The sequence below is a fragment of the Enterobacter ludwigii genome (assembly GCA_023023105.1).
GTDB classification, from domain to species: Bacteria; Pseudomonadota; Gammaproteobacteria; order Enterobacterales; family Enterobacteriaceae; genus Enterobacter; species Enterobacter adelaidei.
Genome location: CP083824.1, coordinates 3714375 through 3737182 on the forward strand (window position 1 = coordinate 3714375; position 22808 = coordinate 3737182).

Annotated in this window: 16 protein-coding genes; 4 read left to right on the forward strand and 12 right to left on the reverse strand. The window is 54.1% G+C overall.

The window, feature by feature from the left end; genetic code table 11:
* Nucleotides 1-3: 3 nt before the first annotated feature.
* A complete protein-coding gene (gene cysI / locus LCD46_17955) occupies nucleotides 4-1716 on the reverse strand; it encodes an assimilatory sulfite reductase (NADPH) hemoprotein subunit (GenBank protein UOY69923.1) in 1713 nt (570 codons plus the stop codon).
* Nucleotides 1716-3521, reverse strand: a complete 1806-nt coding sequence (gene cysJ / locus LCD46_17960) for an NADPH-dependent assimilatory sulfite reductase flavoprotein subunit (protein UOY69924.1) — start codon at nucleotides 3519-3521, stop codon at nucleotides 1716-1718. The genes cysI and cysJ overlap by 1 nt, the downstream gene beginning before the upstream one ends.
* A 306-nt stretch (nucleotides 3522-3827) precedes the next feature.
* On the opposite strand from cysJ, the gene queD reads away from it, so the two are divergent.
* Nucleotides 3828-4190, forward strand: coding sequence for a 6-carboxytetrahydropterin synthase QueD (gene queD, locus LCD46_17965; protein ID UOY69925.1), 363 nt, complete (start codon nucleotides 3828-3830; stop codon nucleotides 4188-4190).
* Between the two features lie 28 nt (nucleotides 4191-4218).
* Here the strand turns inward: queD and queE are convergent, their stop codons facing one another.
* Genes queE through LCD46_17980 form a run of 3 tightly spaced genes read right to left on the reverse strand, consistent with a single transcriptional unit; the run spans nucleotide 4219 to nucleotide 7211 of the window.
* Nucleotides 4219-4890: a 7-carboxy-7-deazaguanine synthase QueE gene (queE, locus tag LCD46_17970; protein ID UOY69926.1), complete on the reverse strand. Its 672-nt coding sequence runs from the start codon at nucleotides 4888-4890 to the stop codon at nucleotides 4219-4221.
* Nucleotides 4891-4944: 54 nt separating this feature from the next.
* Entirely contained in the window at nucleotides 4945-5652 is a 708-nt protein-coding gene (locus LCD46_17975; protein UOY69927.1) for an N-acetylmannosamine-6-phosphate 2-epimerase, read from the reverse strand.
* On the reverse strand, nucleotides 5652-7211 hold the full coding sequence (locus tag LCD46_17980) for a maltose/glucose-specific PTS transporter subunit IIC (GenBank protein ID UOY69928.1): 1560 nt from the start codon (nucleotides 7209-7211) through the stop codon (nucleotides 5652-5654). Before LCD46_17980 ends, LCD46_17975 begins: the two co-directional genes overlap by 1 nt.
* Nucleotides 7212-7376: 165 nt before the next feature.
* On the opposite strand from LCD46_17980, the gene LCD46_17985 reads away from it, so the two are divergent.
* On the forward strand, nucleotides 7377-8201 hold the full coding sequence (locus LCD46_17985; protein ID UOY69929.1) for a MurR/RpiR family transcriptional regulator: 825 nt from the start codon (nucleotides 7377-7379) through the stop codon (nucleotides 8199-8201).
* A 346-nt stretch (nucleotides 8202-8547) separates the two neighbouring features.
* The gene (locus tag LCD46_17990; GenBank protein ID UOY69930.1) at nucleotides 8548-9657 is read left to right on the forward strand and encodes an SDR family oxidoreductase; all 1110 of its coding nucleotides are present in this window, start codon (nucleotides 8548-8550) and stop codon (nucleotides 9655-9657) included.
* Between the two features lie 55 nt (nucleotides 9658-9712).
* Here the strand turns inward: LCD46_17990 and eno are convergent, their stop codons facing one another.
* The 5 genes from eno to rlmD form a co-directional block, all read right to left on the reverse strand.
* Nucleotides 9713-11008, reverse strand: coding sequence for a phosphopyruvate hydratase (gene eno, locus LCD46_17995; GenBank protein UOY69931.1), 1296 nt, complete (start codon nucleotides 11006-11008; stop codon nucleotides 9713-9715).
* Nucleotides 11009-11090: 82 nt separating this feature from the next.
* Entirely contained in the window at nucleotides 11091-12728 is a 1638-nt protein-coding gene (gene pyrG / locus LCD46_18000) for a CTP synthase (glutamine hydrolyzing) (GenBank protein UOY69932.1), read from the reverse strand.
* 223 nt (nucleotides 12729-12951) lie between these two features.
* Complete coding sequence (mazG, locus tag LCD46_18005; GenBank protein ID UOY69933.1) at nucleotides 12952-13743, reverse strand: nucleoside triphosphate pyrophosphohydrolase; 792 nt, start codon at nucleotides 13741-13743, stop codon at nucleotides 12952-12954.
* A 67-nt stretch (nucleotides 13744-13810) separates the two neighbouring features.
* A complete protein-coding gene (gene relA, locus LCD46_18010; GenBank protein ID UOY69934.1) occupies nucleotides 13811-16042 on the reverse strand; it encodes a GTP diphosphokinase in 2232 nt (743 codons plus the stop codon).
* 51 nt (nucleotides 16043-16093) lie between these two features.
* Complete coding sequence (gene rlmD, locus LCD46_18015; GenBank protein ID UOY69935.1) at nucleotides 16094-17392, reverse strand: 23S rRNA (uracil(1939)-C(5))-methyltransferase RlmD; 1299 nt, start codon at nucleotides 17390-17392, stop codon at nucleotides 16094-16096.
* 57 nt (nucleotides 17393-17449) lie between these two features.
* On the opposite strand from rlmD, the gene barA reads away from it, so the two are divergent.
* Entirely contained in the window at nucleotides 17450-20209 is a 2760-nt protein-coding gene (barA, locus tag LCD46_18020) for a two-component sensor histidine kinase BarA (protein ID UOY69936.1), read from the forward strand.
* 43 nt (nucleotides 20210-20252) lie between these two features.
* Here barA and LCD46_18025 read toward each other — a convergent pair whose 3' ends face one another.
* Together LCD46_18025 and gudD are read right to left on the reverse strand one after the other, a co-directional pair.
* Nucleotides 20253-21392 carry a glycerate kinase gene (locus LCD46_18025; protein UOY69937.1) on the reverse strand — a complete coding sequence of 380 codons (1140 nt, stop codon included), beginning with the start codon at nucleotides 21390-21392 and terminating at the stop codon, nucleotides 20253-20255.
* Between the two features lie 77 nt (nucleotides 21393-21469).
* Nucleotides 21470-22807, reverse strand: coding sequence for a glucarate dehydratase (gene gudD, locus LCD46_18030; protein ID UOY69938.1), 1338 nt, complete (start codon nucleotides 22805-22807; stop codon nucleotides 21470-21472).
* Nucleotide 22808: the final 1 nt, after the last annotated feature.

Here is a 22808-nt window from a genome sequence, read left to right on the forward strand (position 1 = left end):
TTGTTACTCCCAGAAATCCCGGGCCGGGTCGAGCACCGGGCGAATGATGCCCGCACGCACCGTAAAGTCGCCGAAGCCTTCACCCGCTTCACGCTCTTTCGCCCAGCGCCCAACCAGTTCGTCGACCGAATCGAGGATCTCCGATTCAGTAATGTTTTCACGGTACATCCGTGGAATACGCGTACCGATGCGGTTGCCGCCGAGATGCAGGTTGTAACGGCCTGGCGCTTTACCGACCAGTCCCATCTCTGCCAGCATTGCGCGGCCGCAGCCGTTCGGGCAGCCGGTAATACGCATAACAATATGCTCGTCCGGAATACCGTGTTTTTCCAGAATCGCTTCTACTTTGTCAGTGAATGACGGCAGGAAACGCTCCGCTTCGGCCATTGCCAGCGGACAGGTCGGGAATGACACGCAGGCCATCGAGTTTTCGCGCTGCGGTTTCACCGCATTCATCAACCCATGATCGCGCGCCAGTTTCTCGATCTTCGCCTTCTGGTTTTCAGGCACACCAGCAATGATCAGGTTCTGGTTGGCGGTTATGCGGAACTCACCCTTGTGGACCTTCGCAATTTCCAGCAAACCGGTTTTCAGCGGACGCCCCGGATAATCCAGAATACGGCCGTTTTCGATAAACAGCGTCAGGTGCCATTTATTGTCGATGCCTTTTACCCAGCCAATGCGATCGCCGCGACCGGTGAATTCGTAAGGGCGGATCGGCTCAAATTTAATGCCGGCGCGACGTTCTACTTCTTCTTTAAACGTCTCAACGCCCACGCGCTCCAGGGTGTATTTGGTTTTCGCGTTTTTACGGTCGGTACGGTTACCCCAGTCGCGCTGAGTGGTTACCACCGCTTCCGCCACGGCCAGCGTATGCTCAAGCGGCAGGAAGCCGAACTCGCTGGCGGTACGGGCGTAGGTTTTCTTGTTGCCGTGTTCGATGGACAGGCCGCCGCCCACCAGCAGGTTAAAGCCCACCAGCTTGCCGTTTTCAGCAATCGCTACGAAGTTCATGTCGTTGGCGTGCAGATCGATATCGTTCTGCGGCGGGATCACTACCGTGGTTTTGAACTTTCGCGGCAGATAGGTCTGGCCAAGGATCGGTTCTTCGTCGGTGGTGGCGACTTTTTCCTGATCGAGCCAAATCTCCGCATAAGCGCGCGTGCGCGGCAGCAGATGCTCAGAAATCTTCTTCGCCCACTCATAGGCTTCGGCGTGCAGCTCGGACTCATACGGGTTCGAGGTGCAGAGCACGTTACGGTTCATGTCGTTGGCGGTCGCCAGCGCGTCCAGCCCAACCGAGTGCAGCATCTGGTGTACCGGCTTCACGTTCTTCTTCAGAATGCCGTGGAACTGGAAGGTCTGACGGTTAGTCAGACGGATGCTGCCATAAATCGTGTTTTCACCGGCAAACTTGTCGATCGCCTGCCACTGTTTGGTGGTGATCACCCCACCCGGCAGGCGGCAGCGCAGCAGCATCGCGTGACGCGGCTCCAGCTTCTGTTCAGCACGCTCGGCGCGGATATCGCGATCGTCCTGCTGGTACATACCGTGGAAACGGATCAGCAGGAAGTTGTCGCCTTTGAAACCGCCGGTGAGACCGTCATTCAGATCTTCAGCAATGGTGCCGCGCAGGTAGTTGCTTTCCAGCTTCATGCGCTCGGCGTCTGTCAGTTTACCTTCGACCACCAGTGGCCCTGGATGTTTTTCGCTCATTAGTAGACATCTCGCTGATAACGGCGCTCAACGCGCAGCTCACTTAAATATTCATCTGCCGTTTCGGCATCCATACCACCGAATTCGGCAATCACTTCCAGCAAAGCCTGCTCAACGTCTTTCGCCATGCGATTGGCGTCGCCGCAGACATAAATGTGGGCACCGTCATTGATCCAGCGCCACAGCTCTGCGCCCTGTTCGCGCAGTTTGTCTTGTACGTATACTTTTTCTTTCTGGTCGCGGGACCAGGCCAGATCGATGCGGGTCAGTACACCCTCTTTAACATAGCGCTGCCACTCAACCTGGTAGAGGAAATCTTCCGTAAAGTGCGGGTTGCCGAAGAAGAGCCAGTTTTTACCCGGCGCTTCATCTGCCGCGCGCTGCTGCATGAAGGCGCGGAACGGCGCAATGCCGGTGCCTGGGCCAATCATGATGACCGGGGTTTCCGGGTTCGCAGGCAGGCGGAAGTTGTCGTTGTGCTCGATAAAGACGCGCACTTCGCCCTCTTCTTCCACGCGATCCGCCAGGAAACTTGATGCCCCACCCGCGCGGGCGCGGCCTTCGATGTCGTAGCGCACCACGCCGACGGTAACATGCACTTCACTCTCCACTTCGGCCTGCGAAGAGGCGATGGAGTACAGACGCGGGGTCAGCGGACGCAGCAGGCCGATCAGCGCATCGGCATCCAGCTGAGCCGGAGAGAAACGCACCATATCGACAATTGGCGTTGACGCCGCGTAATGCTGCAGCTTCGCCTTATCACCCACGAATGGCAGCAGCGATTCGCTGCGGGTTAAGGTAGCGTAATTTTCTACAATATTCGGGGTATTCACCGTCAGTTCGAAATGCCACTGCAGCGCTTCAGAGAGCGGCTGCGTTTTGCCTTCCACAGTGACAGGCTCATCCCCTTTCAGCCAAAGCAGTTCGACCAGCTCTTTTACCAGAGCAGGATCGTTCTGATACCAGATCCCCAGCGCATCGCCCGGCTGGTAACGCAGGCCAGAGCCACCGAGATCGATTTCGATATGGCGCACGTCTTTTTCAGAATCACGGCCGGTAATTTTCTGGTTAACCGACAGGCTCGCGGCCAGCGGAGCCTCTTTAGTGTAAGGGCTGGTATGGATGTCGTTGACGGCACCCGTCGCGGTAAACGCGGCCTGTGCCTGCGTCTCTTTCGGGACGCGCGCTTTCAGCACCTCAACGATGCGGGCACGCCATTCAGCAGCGGCGGCCTGGTATTCCACGTCGGCGTCAACGCGATCCAGCAAACGCTCTGCGCCCAGTTCAGCCAGTTTGCTGTCGAAATCTTTACCGGACTGGCAGAAGAATTCATAAGAGGTATCGCCCAGGCCAAACACCGCAAAAGCCGTGCCGTCCAGTTTTGGCGCTTTTTTCGAGAACAGGAACTTATGCAGCGCCACCGCTTCTTCAGCAGGCTCACCTTCCCCCTGCGTTGAGGCGACAACCACCAGCAGTTTTTCTGACGCGATCTGTTTAAATTTATAATCCCCGGCGTTGACCAGGTTCACGTTCAGTCTGGCAGCCAGCAGGTCGTCACGCAGCGCTTCAGCCACACGGCGGGCATTGCCCGTCTGCGAGGCGGAAATCAACGTAATGGCCGGAATTTCTACGGCCGTTGCCGGAGCGGCAGCCACAGCGCCCGGTTGCTGATTGAGCATTCCCCAGAAATAACCGGAGACCCAGGCAAGCTGAGTGGACGAAAAATCAGAGGTGGCAGCCTGAAGGCGCGCCAGCTGCTCCGGGTTCAGGGGAAGCAAATTTGAAGGTGGGGCCTGTGTCGTCATGCGTCGTTATGTTCCAGTAGCCAAGCGGACTTTAAGCGAATAAATCCAAACTGAAGATAAGGTTAACGGTGAGGATACTAACAATTAAAGAAGGGATGGAAATAATAAATAACCAAATGGACTAACCTGTTTTAGTTATCATGCTTAACGATAAAACAGATTAATTAACTGATTGAAATATCACAACAAAGATAACAAAAAATGGCCACTTCCTGCAGTCCAGGCTTCAGAGCCGTTTTAGTTAATGCTAAAAATTGTGCTTTCCGGTACTATGCGGCGGTTTTTTCCGCATTACTGAGAGCGATCATGTCCACCACACTGTTTAAAGATTTCACCTTCGAAGCCGCCCACCACCTTCCTCATGTTCCTGAAGGACATAAATGTGGCCGTCTGCACGGGCACTCGTTTATGGTGCGTCTTGAGATCACCGGTGAAGTCGATCCGCATACCGGTTGGATCATGGATTTTGCCGAGCTGAAAGCGGCATTTAAGCCAACTTACGATCGTCTGGATCACTATTACCTGAATGATATTCCGGGCCTTGAAAACCCGACCAGCGAAGTGCTGGCAAAATGGATCTGGGATCAGATGAAACCGCTGGTACCGCTGCTGAGCGCAGTGATGATTAAAGAGACCTGCACCGCCGGCTGCGTCTATCGCGGCGAGTAAAAAAAGCCCGGTTAAACCGGGCTTTTTTTCAGGCTATATTCAGGTACTTGTGCGTCTGCATCGACAGACGCCAGTTACGCGCGATACAGGTTTCAATGCACAGGCGCGTCGCATCCTCTTTCTGGCTGATAGGCTGCAGGGCAATGACCCGCTGCTTTTCATCCGAGAGGGTTGCCAGCAGTTCATCCAGTGCTTCAATATCACGCACGCGACCTACCGGGTGTTTTATCTCATCTGCACGTTCCAGCGCCTGAGACAGGACATCGTATCCGCCGCGCATATTCACTTTGGGTGATACCGTCACCCACGTGGTGTGGGAACAACGCACTTCATGTGTACCGCTGGTTTCAATCTGGCAGCTGTAACCGTTCTTTTCGAGCAGCTCGGTTAGCGGCGTCAGATCGTGGATGCAGGGTTCACCCCCGGTGATCACCACATGGCGCGCCGTCCAGCCCTGACGACCAATAATGGCCAGCAGATCCTCTGAACTGCCCGCCCCCCACTTATCGCTCTCTTTGGTTTTCGCCAGAATGCTAAACAGCGACACTTCCCGATCTGCGAGCTTATCCCACGTATGTTTGGTATCACACCAGGCACAGCCAACCGGGCATCCCTGTAAACGAATGAAAATAGCGGGAACGCCGGTAAAGTAACCCTCGCCTTGCAGGGTCTGGAACATCTCGTTAATCGGGTACTGCATAGTCATCTCAGTAAAGGGGATAAACGATAATTATCGCAGATCCCCGCCAGATGGTCATGCTCGATCGGTGCTTTGCGCGCCAATCGCTGCCATAAACCGTTCAGTGATCTGCTGTGGACGGGTGATTGCCCCACCCACGACCACCATATGCGCTCCCAGTGCCAGGCATCTGGCCGCGCGCTCAGGGGTATCGACGTTGCCTTCGGCAACCACCGGAACCGTGACGGCAGCCAGCACATCCTTCAGGAATGCGCAGTCATTAACAGGTAAAGCATGACCCGCACTTTCCGCCGTATAGCCGTAAAGCGTGGTTCCAACACAATCAAAGCCCAGTTCCTGCGCGGTTTCGGCTTCTTCTACGCTGGATATATCCGCCATCAGCACTATCCCGGGGTAACGTTTACGGATGTGGCTGACCAGCGTTGACAGTGATTCACCGCCAGGACGCTCGCGCGCAGTCGCATCAAGTGCAATGATTTCCGGAGAGACGCTCATCAGCTCATCCACTTCTTTCATTGTCGCAGTGATAAACACCGCGCTACCAGGATAATCCCGTTTGATGATGCCGATAACGGGTAAAGAAACCTCCTGTTTAATGGCCGCAATATCCACCACGCTGTTGGCGCGGATGGCAGCAGCCCCGCCCTGAAACGCTGCCCGCGCCATCCGTGACATAATAAACGGGCTATGCAGAGGTTCATTTTCCAGCGCCTGACAAGAGACGACCAGTTTTCCTTTCAGGTTATCCAGTACAGTTTTCATTACGATAAGATCTCTTCAACTTCGTTTTTGATAATCGTGACGTGCGGGCCATAAATGACCTGAACACCGTTACCGCGCACAATGACGCCGCGTGCACCGGTGGCTTTCAATGCTGCTTCATTCACTTTGCTGCCGTCTTTCACCGTGACGCGAAGGCGCGTGGCGCAGCAGTCCACCTCGTCCAGATTGTCTTTTCCACCCAGCCCGGCGATTACCGCTGCAGCGCGCTCGCTTTGCGGCAGACTGACCTCATCCGCCACCGCCTCTTTTTCACGCCCCGGCGTGGCAAAATCAAAGCGGTTAATCAGGTAGCGGAAGGTGAAGTAGTAGAGGAAGAACCACGGCACGCCGACCATCGGAACGAACATCCAGTGGGTTTTAGCCTCACCCTGAAGAATGCCAAACAGCACGAAGTCGATAAAACCGCCGGAGAAGGTTTGCCCGATGGTGATATGCAGCATGTGTGCGAGCATGAACGCCAGCCCGTCAAACAGCGCATGAATGACGTAAAGCACCGGCGCAATAAACAGGAAGGAGAACTCGATAGGCTCGGTAATCCCGGTCAGGAACGAGGTTAATGCCGCAGAGAGCAGCAGCCCGGCGACGCGTTTTTTGTTCTCGGGTTTTGCCGTGTGGTACATCGCGAGACATGCACCGAGCAGGCCAAACATCATCGTAATGAAGCGCCCGGACATAAAGCGCGACGTCCCTTCGTAAAACTGACGCGTCGTAGGATCGGCCAGTTGCGCGAAGAAGATCCGCTGTGTGCCTTCGACCAGATGACCGTTGACGATCTCACTCCCGCCGAGCGCGGTAGTCCAGAAAGGAAGATAGAAGATGTGATGTAAACCGAATGGGCCGAGCATACGCAAAATGAAGCCATAGAGCATTGTGCCCAGGTAACCCGTCGCATCCACCAGCCCACCCAGACCAAAGATCAGTTTCTGGAAATGCGGCCAGACGACGGTCATGACGGCCCCGACGAGTATTGCTGCCAGCGAGCTGATAATGGGAACAAAACGTGAACCGCCAAAGAAGCCCAGAAATTGCGGAAGCGCAATTTTATTAAACCGGTGATGGAGAGCGCAGGTCACGAGACCGATCACCACGCCACCAAACACACCGGTTTCCAGGGTCTGGATCCCCAGCGTCATGCCCTGCCCCACAGCGCCAGGATTATCATGCGCCAGTTTTCCGGTGAGGATCAGCAGCGCGTTAATGGTGGCATTCATCACCAGAAAAGCGAGCAACGCCGCCAGCCCTGCCGTGCCCTTATCGCTTTTTGCCAGCCCGACAGCAACCCCAACAGCAAACAGCACCGAGAGGTTCGCAAACACAATTGAACCCGCACTGCTCATGATAGTGAAGATGGCCTGAAGCCAGCTCACATCCAAAAACGGATATGCCGCGAGGGTATTTGGATTCGATAACGCGCCACCTATCCCCAGCAGCAGACCTGCTGCTGGCAATACGGCGATAGGTAACATAAAGGATTTGCCAAAGCGCTGCGCTTTTTCAAACCATCCCCCAGAAGAAGCCCCGCTGAATATTTGCATCATTTTTTCATCCTCTCATTTAATGATGAAAATTTTTACCATAAAAACATCAATACATGAAAATTACCATCAAAAACCAGGAGGATGATCATACTTTTTCAAAATGACTGGCATCTTTCCCCTGCTTTCCGCCACACTAGTCGCAGAGAAACGCATTAAGGATCTAGCATGTCAGACCATGAAAACCTGCTGCTGAAGCTACGCCAGGAGGCTTCCGGGTACAGCCCAACGCAACAAAAACTTGGCGAGTTTGTCCTCAACGATCCTGCCCGGGTGCTCTACCTGACGATCACTGAACTGGCGCGCGAAAGTCGCACCAGCGAGGCCAGCGTCACGCGTCTTTGCCGCACGCTGGGCTGCAAGGGATATAACGAATTTAAAATGGCGCTTGCGCTGGATATTCAGCAGGGCCAGCCCGCGCGACAGGCCGGAGATGAAATAGATAACGTTGTCGAAGAGTCGGTACAGGCTTTGCAGGATACCGCCAGACTCCTCGACCGGGCATTGCTTGAAGAGGCGGCGCTGGCGCTGCACCAGGCGCAATCCGTACAGATTTATGGCGTTGCGGCCAGCGCGATCCTCGGGGAGTATTTGCATTACAAACTGTTGCGGCTGGGCAAACCCGCACAGCTGTTTAGCGATATGCACCGCGCAGCCATGAATGCGGCGACCCTTTCGAAAGAGACTTTGGTTGTGGCCATCTCCAGTTCGGGTTCAACGCGGGATCTACTGCACGTGGTGAAACTAGCCCACAAGCGCGGCGTTAAGGTATTGGCTCTTAGCAATACCCCCCGTAGCCCGCTGGCTTCCCTTAGCGATATTCAACTGGTTGCCGCCAAACCAGAGGGCCCCCTCAGCGCAGGTGCACTCAATGCTAAGGTTGGGGTTATGCTGCTGGTCGAACTGCTGACCACCTCTATGATTGCGCTGGACGGGCATTACGGCGACGTTAGCCAACAAACGGCCAGCGCTACGCTCCCTCTGTTACTCTAAAAATAGTTCGCAGGCTAAATAAAACGGCCTGCGGTTTTTGGTATTCAGTTTCACTTAAATCATTTACCGAACAAATGAATGGTGTAACAAAGTATTTTGCTTATTACATTTTGAATAACTATTAATAGTAAGATTGAGCTTATAAAAGAGCTTTAAAATCATTAATTTAAAATATTCTTTTTTATAAATTGAATTTTTTCCTTTCCACAATGTCCAATATATCCACCTGATTTTCTTTTCTTAAAATAAGCTTAAGAAGCCTTCATTTTCGGCGTTTTATTATTTAAATGCCGTTTACTTTTGTGCGCCTACAATCCGCCTCATCAACCATAATGAGACGGTATTAATGAAGATGTTATTGATTACAGGCGTAACAGGATTTCTGGGCGGTGCAGTACTCGAAAAAATACTGACCAATGATAAACCCGTAAAACTCCTTTTGCTCGCGCGTGCCAGCGATCCGCAAGGTGGGCTGGAGCGTGTGCAAGAGAACATGCGCAAATTCAATGTGCCTGAGAATAAACTGGCTTCTCTGAGCGTAGATAATATCCTCATTGGTGACCTCAGCCAGCCGGAAGCATTTCTGGACGATCCTCGCCTGGACCAGGTCACGCACGTCGTTAACTGTGCAGCTGTTGCGTCTTTTGGTAATAATCCGCTGATCTGGAAGGTCAATGTCGAGGGCACGCTGGCGCTGGCGCGTCGCATGGAACGGGTGACGGCCTTACAGCGTTTCCTGCACGTAGGCACGGCAATGTCATGCACGCCGGAACAGGATTCCCTGGTCGCTGAAAGCGCTGAATTCAGAGAAAATGCAGAACACCTGGTGGAATACACGTTTTCGAAGTCAACTATCGAACAGCTGATGCGCCAGGAGTGCCCGAACCTGCCGTTGCTCATCGCTCGCCCGTCCATCGTCGTCGGCCATACTCGTCACGGTTGCACGCCGTCGAGCAGCATTTTCTGGGTCTTTAGCATGGGCCTGATGCTGCAGAAGTTTATGTGCTCAATGGAAGACAGAATCGACGTTGTTCCGGTGGATTATTGCGCCGATGCGTTGTTAATGCTGCTCACCAGCAACGCTCGTCCTGGGGAAGTGGTACATATTTCTGCTGGGGAAGAGAACAGCGTTCGCTTTGCGGATATCGATCAGGCCATGGCGCAGGCGCTGGAGAAAGCCCCTGTTGGCGATCGGTATGCTCAGGTCAGCTACGAAACGCTGGTTAGAATGCGCCGCGAATTGAAAAATATTTTTGGTCCATGCAACGAACGTCTGATGCTAAAAGCAATGCGTTTATACGGTGCGTTTGCCACGCTTAACGTGCGCTTCAGCAACGATAAGCTGTTGAGCATGGGGATGCCGAAGCCACCCCGCTTTACGGATTATATCGCCCGCTGCGTGCAGACGACTCAGGGGCTAACAATCCCCGAACAGATGGCAGTCGATTTTAAATAGCCAAAAAAAATGCCAGTCATTCGACTGGCATTTTCATTCTAAGGCTTAAAGGCTATTACTGGCCTTTGATCTCTTTACGACCGTTGTATGGTGCTTTTTCGCCAAGAGCTTCTTCGATACGAATCAGCTGGTTGTATTTAGCAACACGGTCAGAACGGCTCATAGAGCCGGTTTTGATCTGGCCTGCAGCGGTACCAACAGCCAGGTCAGCGATGGTAGCGTCTTCAGTTTCGCCAGAACGGTGAGAGATAACAGCGGTGTAGCCTGCGTCTTTCGCCATTTTGATCGCAGCCAGAGTTTCGGTCAGAGAACCGATCTGGTTGAATTTGATCAGGATGGAGTTAACGATGCCTTTCTCGATGCCTTCTTTCAGGATCTTGGTGTTGGTTACGAACAGATCGTCACCAACCAGCTGGATTTTGTCGCCCAGTACTTTGGTCTGGTATGCGAAACCAGCCCAGTCAGATTCGTCCAGACCGTCTTCGATAGAAACGATTGGGTACTGTTTGGTCAGGTCTTCCAGGAAGTGAGTGAACTCTTCAGAGGTGAACGCTTTGTTGCCTTCGCCAGCCAGAACGTATTTACCGTCTTTGTAGAATTCAGATGCTGCACAGTCCATCGCCAGGGTGATGTCTTTGCCCAGCTCGTAGCCAGCAGCTTTAACTGCTTCTGCGATTACTGCCAGTGCTTCTGCGTTAGAACCCAGGTTTGGCGCATAACCACCTTCGTCACCAACAGCAGTGTTCATACCTTTAGCTTTCAGAACTTTAGCCAGGTTGTGGAACACTTCAGAACCCATGCGTACCGCTTCTTTCAGGGATTTCGCGCCAACTGGCTGAATCATGAATTCCTGAATATCAACGTTGTTGTCCGCGTGCTCACCACCGTTGATGATGTTCATCATTGGTACTGGCATGGAGTATTTGCCTGGGGTGCCGTTCAGTTCAGCAATGTGTTCGAACAGTGGCATACCTTTCGCTGCAGCTGCTGCTTTGGCGTTCGCCAGGGAAACAGCCAGGATTGCGTTCGCACCGAAGTTAGATTTGTTTTCAGTACCGTCCAGATCGATCATGATCTTGTCGATGCCAGCCTGGTCTTTGGCGTCTTTGCCAAGGATTGCCTGAGCAATAGGACCGTTTACAGCGCCAACCGCTTTCAGTACGCCTTTGCCCATGAAACGGGATTTATCGCCATCGCGCAGTTCCAGCGCTTCGCGGGAACCAGTAGAAGCACCTGATGGAGCTGCTGCCATACCGACGAAACCACCTTCCAGATGAACTTCGGCTTCAACGGTCGGGTTACCACGGGAGTCGATGATTTCACGACCGATGACTTTAACGATTTTGGACATTAGATTTTCCTCAGTACAAGTTAAACTAAAACTCCAGACAAACAACGCGTACCAGGGGTACGCGTTGCCGTTCTAACTTTTTTTACTTCGCCTGACGCTTCTGGTAGTCGCTGGCGGCCTTCACGAAGCCAGCAAACAGCGGATGCCCGTCACGTGGCGTTGAAGTAAATTCCGGGTGGAACTGGCAGGCGACAAACCACGGATGGTTTGGCACTTCAATGATCTCGACTAACTGATCATCCCCGGAGCGGCCCGCAACACGCAGACCCGCGGCTTCAATTTGTTTCAACAACATGTTGTTGACTTCATAGCGGTGACGATGGCGTTCGGTGATGGTTGACTCGCCATACAGCTTGCGAACCACGCTATCGTCGGACAGCTGGCAGGCCTGTGCGCCAAGACGCATGGTGCCACCCAGATCGCTCTTCTCGGTACGGACTTCGACGTTACCGTCTTCGTCACGCCATTCAGTGATAAGCGCCACTACAGGGTACTTACAGTCTGGCACAAATTCCGTAGAGTTCGCGTTTTCCATTCCCGCTACGTTGCGCGCAAATTCGATCAGCGCAACCTGCATACCCAGACAGATGCCGAGGTATGGAATATTGTTTTCACGCGCATAGCGCGCGGTGGCGATCTTGCCTTCTACACCACGGTAGCCGAAGCCGCCAGGGATGAGAATTGCATCCAGATCTTTCAGGATTTCAACGCCACGCGTTTCAACATCCTGCGAATCAATCAGCTTGATATTCACGGAGACACGGTTCTTCAGACCACCGTGTTTCAGCGCTTCGATCACTGACTTATAGGCATCCGGCAGTTCAATATACTTGCCGACCATACCGATAGTCACTTCACCAGCCGGATTAGCTTCTTCGTAAATAACCTGTTCCCATTCGGACAGATTTGCTTCCGGGCAGTTCAAGCTGAATCGTTTACAAATATAATCGTCCAGGCCCTGTGATTTCAACAGGCCCGGGATTTTATAAATGGAATCGACATCTTTCATTGAAATAACGGCTTTTTCAGGCACGTTACAGAACAATGCAATTTTCGCACGTTCGTTCGCCGGGATAGCACGATCGGAACGGCAAACCAGGATGTCAGGCTGAATACCAATGGAGAGCAGCTCTTTCACCGAGTGCTGAGTCGGTTTGGTTTTCACTTCACCTGCGGCTGCCATGTAAGGCACCAGCGTCAGGTGCATGAACAGCGCGTGTTCACGACCAATATCCACCGCCAGCTGACGAATCGCTTCCAGGAATGGTAAGGATTCGATATCCCCAACAGTACCGCCGATTTCAACCAGCACTACGTCATGCCCTTCGCCACCGGCAAGAACACGTTCTTTAATTGCGTTCGTGATGTGTGGGATAACCTGCACGGTCGCGCCCAGGTAGTCACCACGGCGCTCTTTACGCAGAACGTCGGAATAGATGCGGCCAGTCGTGAAGTTGTTACGACGGGTCATTTTGGTGCGGATGAAACGCTCGTAGTGGCCAAGATCCAGATCGGTTTCAGCGCCGTCTTCAGTAACGAACACTTCCCCGTGTTGGGTTGGGCTCATGGTGCCCGGATCGACGTTGATGTACGGATCCAGTTTCATCATGGTCACATTGAGGCCACGGGCTTCAAGAATGGCTGCGAGGGAGGCTGCGGCAATGCCTTTACCCAGAGAGGATACGACCCCGCCGGTCACAAAAATATAGTTCGTTGTCATGCTGAACCTGAGAAGTTAGGGTGAAACGATGGAATAACCAGGACGGGAAAGTAGTATACCCGAACACGGCGAGCGCCACAAACTTTCATTCTCCGTCTCCATTCCAGGCCATGACAAACATAAGGAGTGAGAAAATAGCCCGTTTTGGGTAAATGTTTTTGACGCAAATCAAGCGCTTGTCATTTAAAAAATCACACAAATTGCGCTTGATCGCAAAAATCCGTTAGAGATCAGATTCCTGGCGTTTTACTTCCTGCCAGACTTCTTCCATCACATCGAGGTCTACCCCGGTCATTTCCAGGCCGCGCGAGGCCACAATTCGTTCGACTTCGCGAAAACGACGCTCGAACTTAATGTTGGCTTTTTGCAGCGCGGTTTCCGCTTTTACGCCCAGGTGGCGTGAAAGGTTGACAGTCGCAAACAGCAGATCGCCCATCTCCTCTTCCAGCTTTGCTTCATCCACCACTGCCTGCTGCGCTTCGTGCATCACTTCGTCTATCTCTTCATGCACTTTGTCCAGTACCGGGCCGAGGGACGTCCAGTCAAACCCGACTGCAGAGCAGCGTTTCTGAATTTTATGGGCACGCATCAGCGCAGGCAGACTCAGAGGAATATCGTCCAGCGCGGAGTGCTGAGATTTCTCTGCACGCTCGGCGCTTTTGATTTGTTCCCAGCGGACCAGCACTTCCGCGCTGTTCCCTGCAGTGGCATCACCAAAAATATGGGGGTGGCGGCGCTCAAGCTTGTCGCTGATGGCGGCACAGATGTCGTCAAAGTTAAAGCGCCCTTCTTCCTGCGCCATTTGTGCATAGAACACCACCTGGAACAGCAGATCGCCCAACTCGCCGCGCAGGTCGTCAAAATCTTCACGAGAGATGGCGTCCAGCACCTCATAGGTCTCTTCAAGTGTGTACGGGGCGATGGTGGCGAAAGTCTGCTCTTTGTCCCACGGACAGCCGTTTTCCGGGTCCCGAAGACGTTTCATGATGCCGAGCAGGCGGTCGATTTGAGTCATAGTGTTTTCCATTAAAAAAACAAGCCGGGTGGCGGCAAAGCCTTACCCGGCTTACAGAAGAGTGTGTTTAACCGCCGTGCAGACGACGCGCGTCAATCACATCCGGCACCTGGTTCAGTTTGCCCAGCACGCGGCCCAGCACCTGCAGGTTATAGATTTCGATGGTCATATCGATGGTGGCAAGCTGCTCGCGGGTATCGCTGCGGCTGGCGACGCCCAGCACGTTGACCTTCTCGTTGGCGAGAATGGTGGTAATGTCGCGCAGCAGCCCGCTGCGATCGTTGGCAGTAACGCGCACCACCAGCGAGTAACCCGCGGAATAGCTCTCGCCCCAGACCGCTTCCACGATGCGCTCAGGCGCATGCGATTGTAGCTCGGCAAGCTGGTCGCAGTCGGAGCGGTGAATCGAAATTCCGCGCCCCTGGGTGATAAAGCCGACGATATCGTCGCCCGGGATAGGCTGGCAGCAGCGCGCAATGTGGTGCATAAGATTGCCTACGCCTTCCACCACCACGCGACCATTGTCTTTGCTGCGCTGCTGCGGGGCATAGGTTTTCTGCTGCAACTGCTTCAGCGCGGCTGCATCCTGCTCTGCCGCACTCGGCTTATTGAACTGCGCCTGCAGGAAGTTCACCATCTGATTCAGACGGATATCGCCGCCGCCAATGGCCGCTAACAGCTCATCAAGCTCGTTAAAGTTGTAGCGCGGCAGCAGGAACTTCTCCGCCTCTTTCAGGCTGATGCCAATATGCTCCAGCTCATCATCAAGGATCTGACGACCCGCAAGGATGTTCTTGTCACGATCCTGTTTACGGAACCAGGCGTGAATTTTGGAACGCCCACGGCTGGTCGTCACGTAACCCAGGTTTGGATTCAGCCAGTCCCGGCTCGGGTTTGGCTGCTTCTGGGTGATAATTTCAATCTGGTCGCCCATCTGCAGCTGGTAGGTGAACGGTACAATGCGCCCGCCGATTTTCGCCCCGATACAGCGGTGCCCCACATCACTGTGGATATGGTAGGCAAAATCGAGCGGTGTAGAGCCCGCAGGCAGATCAACGACATCCCCTTTCGGGGTAAAGACATACACCCGGTCGTCAAAGACCTGGCTGCGCACCTCGTCAAGCATCTCGCCGGAGTCGGCCATCTCTTCCTGCCACGCAATCAGCTTACGCAGCCAGGCGATGCGATCTTCATGGCCGGAACGCGCCCCACCGGAGGTGCCTTCTTTATATTTCCAGTGCGCGGCAACGCCCAGTTCGGCGTCTTCGTGCATCTGTTTGGTGCGGATCTGAATTTCGACCGTTTTGCCGCCAGGGCCGAGCACAACGGTATGAATAGACTGGTAGCCGTTAGGTTTCGGGTTCGCGACGTAGTCATCGAACTCATCCGGCAGATGTCGGAAGTGAGTGTGCACTATCCCCAGCGCGGCATAGCAGTCCTGCAGACGCTCCGCCACGATACGTACTGCGCGCACGTCAAACAGCTCGTCAAAAGCGAGATGTTTCTTCTGCATTTTGCGCCAGATACTGTAGATGTGCTTTGGTCGACCGTAGACTTCGGCACGCACATTCTCTTCTTTCATTGACTGACGCAACCCGCTGACAAACTCCTCGATATAATGCTCGCGGTCGATACGGCGCTCATGCAGGAGTTTGGCAATGCGTTTATATTCCGCCGGGTGCAGGTAGCGGAAGCAGTAATCTTCCAGTTCCCATTTCAGTTGACCAATCCCTAAACGGTTTGCGAGCGGCGCATAGATGTTTGTACACTCTTTGGCAGCCAGCACGCGCTCGTCTTCCGGTGCATCCTTCACTTCACGCAGATGGGCAATACGCTCGGCAAGTTTGATGACCACACAGCGGAAATCATCCACCATGGCCAGCAGCATGCGGCGAACGTTATCGACCTGTTCTGAAGAGACAGAGTCAGTGTGCGCAGCCTTAAGCTGGCGGATGGCAGCCATATCGCGTACGCCGTGGATCAGCGCCACGACCGATTTTCCAACGCTTTCGCGCAGTACGTCTTCAGTGACGACGTCCGCATCGGCAAGCGGGAACAGAAGCGCGGCCTGCAGCGTTTCGATATCCATGTTCAGCATGGATAAGATTTCAACCATCTCCACGCCGCGCCATAAGAGAAGATCGGCATCCTGATGCCCCTGCGTGGTGCGCAAACAATAGGCCCAGGTTTCGGTTAAGCGTTCACACGACTGCTGGCTGGAAATTCCCAGACTTGCGATCCATTTTTGTGGGTCAAATTCCCCAGCTTTATTAAGATGTGCACTTCTTACCGCAACCATTGTCCTCTCCTTTAGGGACCAGGGCCTGTCGAAGTCGACAAGCCAAACAAATTAGATGTGCTCGAACAACACCATCGATTCCAGATGTCCAGTGTGCGGGAACATGTCCAGCATTGCCAGACGCCGAATCTGGTAACCCGCACTGATTAATGCCTCACTGTCACGGGCAAGCGTTGCCGGGTTACAGGAAACATAGACCACACGCTTCGGCGCGAGTTTAATAATATGTGCCATGACACCCGGTGCACCAGCACGAGCCGGGTCGAGTAAAATTTTATCAAAGCCCTGCTTCGCCCACGGCTGTTGGGTGACATCTTCCTCAAGATTTTGATGAAAGAAGGTCACATTTTGCAAGCCGTTCTGCTCTGCGTTCTCCTGCCCTTTAGCCACCAGCGCCTCAACACCTTCCACGCCGACGACGCTGGCGGCTTTTAGCGCCAACGGCAGCGTGAAGTTACCCATTCCGCAGAACAGATCGAGCACCCGATCGCTTTTCTGAACATCCAGCCACGCCAGCGCTTTCTCAACCATCTGCTGATTAACGCCATCATTTACCTGAATGAAATCCCGCGGGCTGAACGTTAAGCGTAGTCCGTTTGACGCATACCAGGGCGCGTCACCTGTAACCTGCTCAAGTATCTCGCTTTGTGGTGCCAGGAAAAGCGCCAGGTCGTGGGAATGCGAAAAGTGTTCCAGTTTTTCGCGATCTTTTTTCGACAACGGCGTGGTGTGGCGCAAAACCATCAGCGGGCCATTATTTGCCATGACCAGTTCGACATGCCCAAGGTGGCGAACCCCCTCCAGCCCGGAGAGACAAATGCGCACTTTTGGAAGCAATGCCTCAAGATGGGGCACCAAAACAGGGCAATGCTTCACATCAACGATATCGCTGGAGCCGGCTTTGCGAAACCCCATCTCCAGCCGCTCAGTTTTTGGTTGAAAGCTGAGACTCAGGCGCGCACGGCGGCGATAACCCCACGCCTCACCGGCAATAATCTCGCTTACGTCATGTTTAAGCAGACGCGCCAGGGCGCTGCTTTTGCTTTTTTGCTGTAATTCTGTGCTCGCATGCTGTTGCTGACAGCCTCCGCAGATACCAAAGTGCGGGCAACGCGGTTCCACACGCTGCGGGCTATCGTTGAGGCGACGCTTCACCTGTCCGCGGGCGTACTGGCGTTTATCTTCTGTCAGCGTAATTTCTGCTCGTTCTGTTGGCAGTAAACCTGTTATAAACAGAGTCTTACCATTGTGTCGTGCTACCCCCTGGCCAAAAGGATCCAGGTCCGTAGCTTCAACAGTGATGATTTGACGCGTCGTCACGCGTCGTTTTGCAGAGTAGAATTGCGCCATCGCCGAGATTTTTCTCACATAAACATAATTATCTTAATTGTCCCATAACGGAACGCCATGACCAACTACAGCCTGCGCGCGCGCATGATGATTTTGATCCTCGCCCCCACCGTTCTTATCGGTTTGCTGCTGAGTATCTTCTTTGTGGTGCACCGCTATAACGATTTGCAGCGCCAACTGGAAGATGCGGGTGCCAGCATCATCGAACCGCTGGCCGTGTCCAGTGAGTATGGGATGAACCTGCAAAACCGCGAGTCCATTGGTCAGTTAATCAGCGTGCTCCACCGCCGTCACTCGGACATTGTTCGCGCCATTTCCGTGTACGACGAACATAACCGTCTGTTTGTTACCTCGAATTTTCATCTCGATCCGGCGTCCCTGAAAATCCCTGACGGCACGCCGTTCCCGCGCCAGCTCACCGTACTTCGGCGCGGGGATATCATGATCCTGCGCACGCCGATCATTTCAGAAAGTTATTCCCCCGATGAGTCTGCGCAATCCGATGCCAAATCCAGCAACAATATGCTGGGATATGTTGCACTGGAGCTGGATCTCAAGTCGGTACGGCTACAGCAGTACAAAGAAATTTTCATCTCTGGCGTGATGATGTTGTTCTGCATCGGTATTGCACTGATCTTCGGCTGGCGTCTGATGCGAGACGTGACGGGCCCCATACGCAACATGGTCAATACGGTTGATCGCATTCGCCGGGGTCAGCTCGACAGCCGCGTTGAAGGGTTTATGCTGGGCGAGCTGGATATGCTGAAAAATGGCATCAACTCGATGGCGATGTCTCTGGCGGCGTATCACGAAGAGATGCAGCACAACGTTGACCAGGCCACGTCTGACCTGCGCGAAACGCTGGAACAGATGGAGATTCAGAACGTTGAGCTGGATCTGGCGAAAAAGCGTGCACAGGAAGCAGCACGTATTAAATCTGAATTCCTTGCCAATATGTCACACGAGCTGCGTACGCCGCTCAATGGCGTGATCGGCTTTACCCGCCTGACGCTGAAAAGCGAGCTTAACCCGACTCAGCGCGACCATCTGCACACTATCGAGCGCTCCGCTAATAACCTGTTAGCGATCATTAACGACGTGCTGGACTTCTCCAAGCTGGAAGCAGGCAAGCTTATTCTGGAAAGTATCCCGTTCCCGTTGCGGAGTACACTGGATGAAGTGGTCACGCTGCTCGCACACTCCTCGCACGATAAAGGGCTGGAGCTGACACTTAACATCAAGAACGATGTGCCGGATAACGTCATTGGCGACCCGCTACGTCTGCAGCAGGTTATTACTAACCTTGTCGGAAATGCCATTAAGTTCACCGAAAGCGGTAACATCGACATTCTGGTGGAAAAACGTTCTATCAGTAATAACAAGGTTCAGATTGAAGTGCAGATCCGCGATACCGGCATCGGTATCCCTGAGCGCGATCAGTCGCGGCTGTTCCAGGCGTTTCGTCAGGCAGACGCCAGTATCTCCCGCCGTCATGGCGGTACTGGTCTGGGGCTGGTGATCACGCAGAGACTGGTGAATGAGATGGGAGGAGATATCTCTTTCCACAGCCAGCCGAACCGGGGGTCAACCTTCTGGTTCCACATTAATCTGGACCTCAACCCGAACGTGCTGACCGATGGTCCGGTGACAGACTGCCTGAAAGGCAAGCGTCTGGCCTACGTCGAGCCTAACGCAGCGGCGGCGCAGTGTGCGCTCGATATTTTAAGCACCACGCCGCTGGAAGTGGTCTACAGCCCAACCTTCTCAGCCCTTGCCGTTGAACACTACGACATTCTGCTGATGGGGATCCCGGTCACTTTCACCGGCGAACTGACCATGCAACAGGAACGGCTGGCGAAAGCCGCGTCAATGACCGACTATCTGCTGCTGGCGCTACCCTGCCATGCCCAGCTCAATGCAGAAGAGTTGAAGAATGACGGGGCCGCCGCGTGTCTGCTAAAACCGCTCACCGCGACCCGACTGCTGCCAGCGTTGACGGAATATTGCCGTCTTAGCCAGAATGCCCTGCCTCCAATTGACAATGAGCAAAAATTGCCGATGAGCGTGATGGCCGTGGATGATAATCCGGCCAACCTGAAGCTCATTGGCGTATTGCTTGAAGACCAGGTTCAGCATGTTGAACTGTGTACCAGTGGCACGCAGGCGGTTGAACAGGCTAAACAGATGCAGTTCGATTTAATTCTGATGGATATTCAAATGCCGGGTATGGATGGCATTCGGGCCTGTGAGCTGATCCATCAGCTCCCGCATCAGCAGCAGACCCCGGTGATTGCGGTCACCGCGCATGCGATGGCCGGTCAGAAAGAGAAGCTATTGAGTGCCGGGATGAATGATTATCTGGCTAAACCTATCGACGAAGAGAAACTTCATAACCTGTTGTTACGCTATAAACCGGGGCATTCAGGCGGGACGTACACGCCATCTGCCGAGCCGGTTGAGATTAGCGTCAATCAGAACGCGACTTTTGACTGGCAGCTTGCGCTGCGTCAGGCAGCAGGAAAACCCGACTTAGCGCGCGAAATGCTGCAAATGCTGGTCGCGTTTCTACCGGAAATTCGCAATAAGGTTGAAGAGCAACTGGTGGGTGAAAACCCGGACGATCTGCTGGAAGCGATTCACAAGCTGCACGGCAGCTGTGGATACAGCGGCGTGCCGCGGCTGAAAAATCTCTGCCAGTTGCTGGAGCAGCAACTGCGTGCCGGTACGCCGGAATCTGAGCTTGAACCGGAATTCCTGGAGCTGCTGGATGAGATGGATAATGTGACGCGGGAAGCGATGAAAGTGCTGGGAAGCTGAGGTAAAAGCCGGGTGGCGGTTTCGCCTTTCCCGGCAATCACAGCTAAAATGCCTGCCCTATTTTCAGCGCCGCCGCGATATTCCTTGCGGCCGTCTGGACATTTTCACTGGCATTTTCCAGCGCGTCTTCCAGTGAGCAGATGGTGTAGATCACGCTAAACACCGCATCAATGCCGTGTTCGTGTACCACGCCAACATCCGCCGTCAAACTCCCCGCAATACCGATGACGGGTTTGTTAAAGCGTTTGGCCACTTTCGCCACACCTACCGGGACTTTGCCGTGGATCGTCTGACTGTCGATGCGTCCTTCACCCGTGATCACCAAATCCGCATCGGCTACCTGGTCGGCCAGGTGTAGCGCATCGGTCACGATCTCAATCCCCTGGCGCAACTGCGCACCGCAAAAGGCATACAGTGCTGCCCCCATACCGCCCGCTGCGCCGCCGCCGGCAAGGTTCAACACATCGATATCCAGATCCCGGGCAATGACCCGCGCATACTGAGCAAGCGCGTTGTCCAGGGTGACGATCATCTCGGGAGTGGCCCCCTTTTGCGGACCAAATACGGCTGACGCGCCATCCTTTCCGGTGAGCGGATTAGTGACATCACAGGCCACCTCAATCCGGCACTCAGCCAGGCGTTTATCCAGCCCGCTCAGGTCGATACGCGCGAGTTTTCCCAGCTCGCCCCCGCCCTGCCCAAGAGGCTGTTCACTCGCGTCGAGCAATTTAGCGCCCAGCGCCTGCACCATCCCTGCACCGCCGTCATTGGTTGCACTGCCGCCAATGCCAATAATGATATGCTTAACGCCCGCATCCAGCGCATGACGGATAAGCTCACCTGTTCCCCAGGAGGTGGTTCTCAGAGGATTACGCTGCGAAGGCGCAACCAGCTCCAGGCCGCTGGCCGCTGCCATTTCAATAAAGGCGCTCTGCTTATCACCGGACAAACCATAAAACCCGTCCACGTGCTCGCCCAGCGGGCCGGTCACCGGAACATGCATAATGCTTCCCTGCGTTGCCGCGATCATCGCCTCAACCGTCCCTTCGCCACCGTCCGCGACCGGCAGTTTGACGTAAACCGCCTCGGGGAAGATCTCGCGAAAACCACGCTCTATCGCTGTCGCAACCTCAAGCGCACTCAAACTTTCCTTATATGAGTCCGGTGCGATAACAATTTTCATAAGCCATCCTTACGCATCGTTGTTACGTTAAGCATACACCACGCAAATGACCAGCAATGGGAGCGTTCCCTGCACATTTATCGCACCATGCACGGACGTTTATTATCAAATGACCAGCCCGGGATGAGATACTGCATCGCCATCGCATCATCGCGCGCACCTAGGCCATGTTTCTGATACAGCTCGTGAGCTTTCATAACCTGATCCATATCCAGCTCAACACCTAACCCCGGTGTGGACGGCACCTGCACCATGCCCCCTTTGATCTCAAACGGCTCTTTGGTCAGGCGCTGATTGCCTTCCTGCCAGATCCAGTGCGTGTCAATCGCAGTGATCGTACCCGGTGCGGCAGCGGCAACGTGAGTGAACATTGCCAGCGACACATCGAAGTGGTTGTTGGAATGCGAGCCCCAGGTCAGGCCAAACTCATGACACATCTGCGCCACGCGCACTGAACCCTGCATCGTCCAGAAGTGCGGGTCAGCCAGCGGAATATCGACAGATTGCAGAGAAAGCGTATGCCCCATCTGGCGCCAGTCGGTTGCTATCATGTTTGTTGCCGTTGGCAAACCTGTTGCACGGCGGAATTCCGCCATCACTTCGCGGCCGGAGAAACCTTGTTCAGCCCCGCAAGGATCTTCCGCATAGGCCAGCACGCCTTTCAGCTGTTTACCGATTCCGATCGCTTCATCAAGAGACCAGGCCCCATTCGGATCGAGCGTTACGCGCGCTTGCGGGAAACGTTTCGCCAGCGCAGAGATGGCTTCCGCCTCTTCTTCGCCCGCCAGCACGCCCCCCTTCAGTTTGAAATCGTTGAAGCCGTATTTCTCATAAGCGGCTTCCGCCAGACGCACCACCGCATCCGGAGTCATCGCCTCATCGTGGCGAAGTCGGTACCAGTCGCATTGTTCATCTGGCTGACTCTGATACGGCAGAGGCGTCAGTTTGCGGTCGCCGACAAAGAACAGATAGCCCAGCATTTCCACTTCGCTGCGCTGCTGGCCATCGCCTAACAGTGACGCGACGTTAACGCCCAGGTGCTGGCCTAACAAGTCCAGCATTGCCGCTTCGATACCGGTCACCACATGGATAGTGGTACGCAGATCGAACGTTTGCAGCCCACGTCCAGCCGCATCGCGGTCAGCGAAAGTACTGCGCACGGTGTTCAGCACATTTTTGTACTCGCCCAGCGTTTTACCGACGACTAATGGAATGGCATCTTCCAGCGTAGTACGGATCTTCTCCCCACCTGGAATTTCGCCTACACCGGTATGACCGGAGTTGTCTTTGATAATCACGATATTGCGGGTAAAGAATGGCGCATGCGCACCACTCAGGTTCATCAGCATGCTGTCATGGCCCGCAACCGGAATGATCTGCATGGTAGTGACTACGGGGGTAGAAAAAGTGCTCATC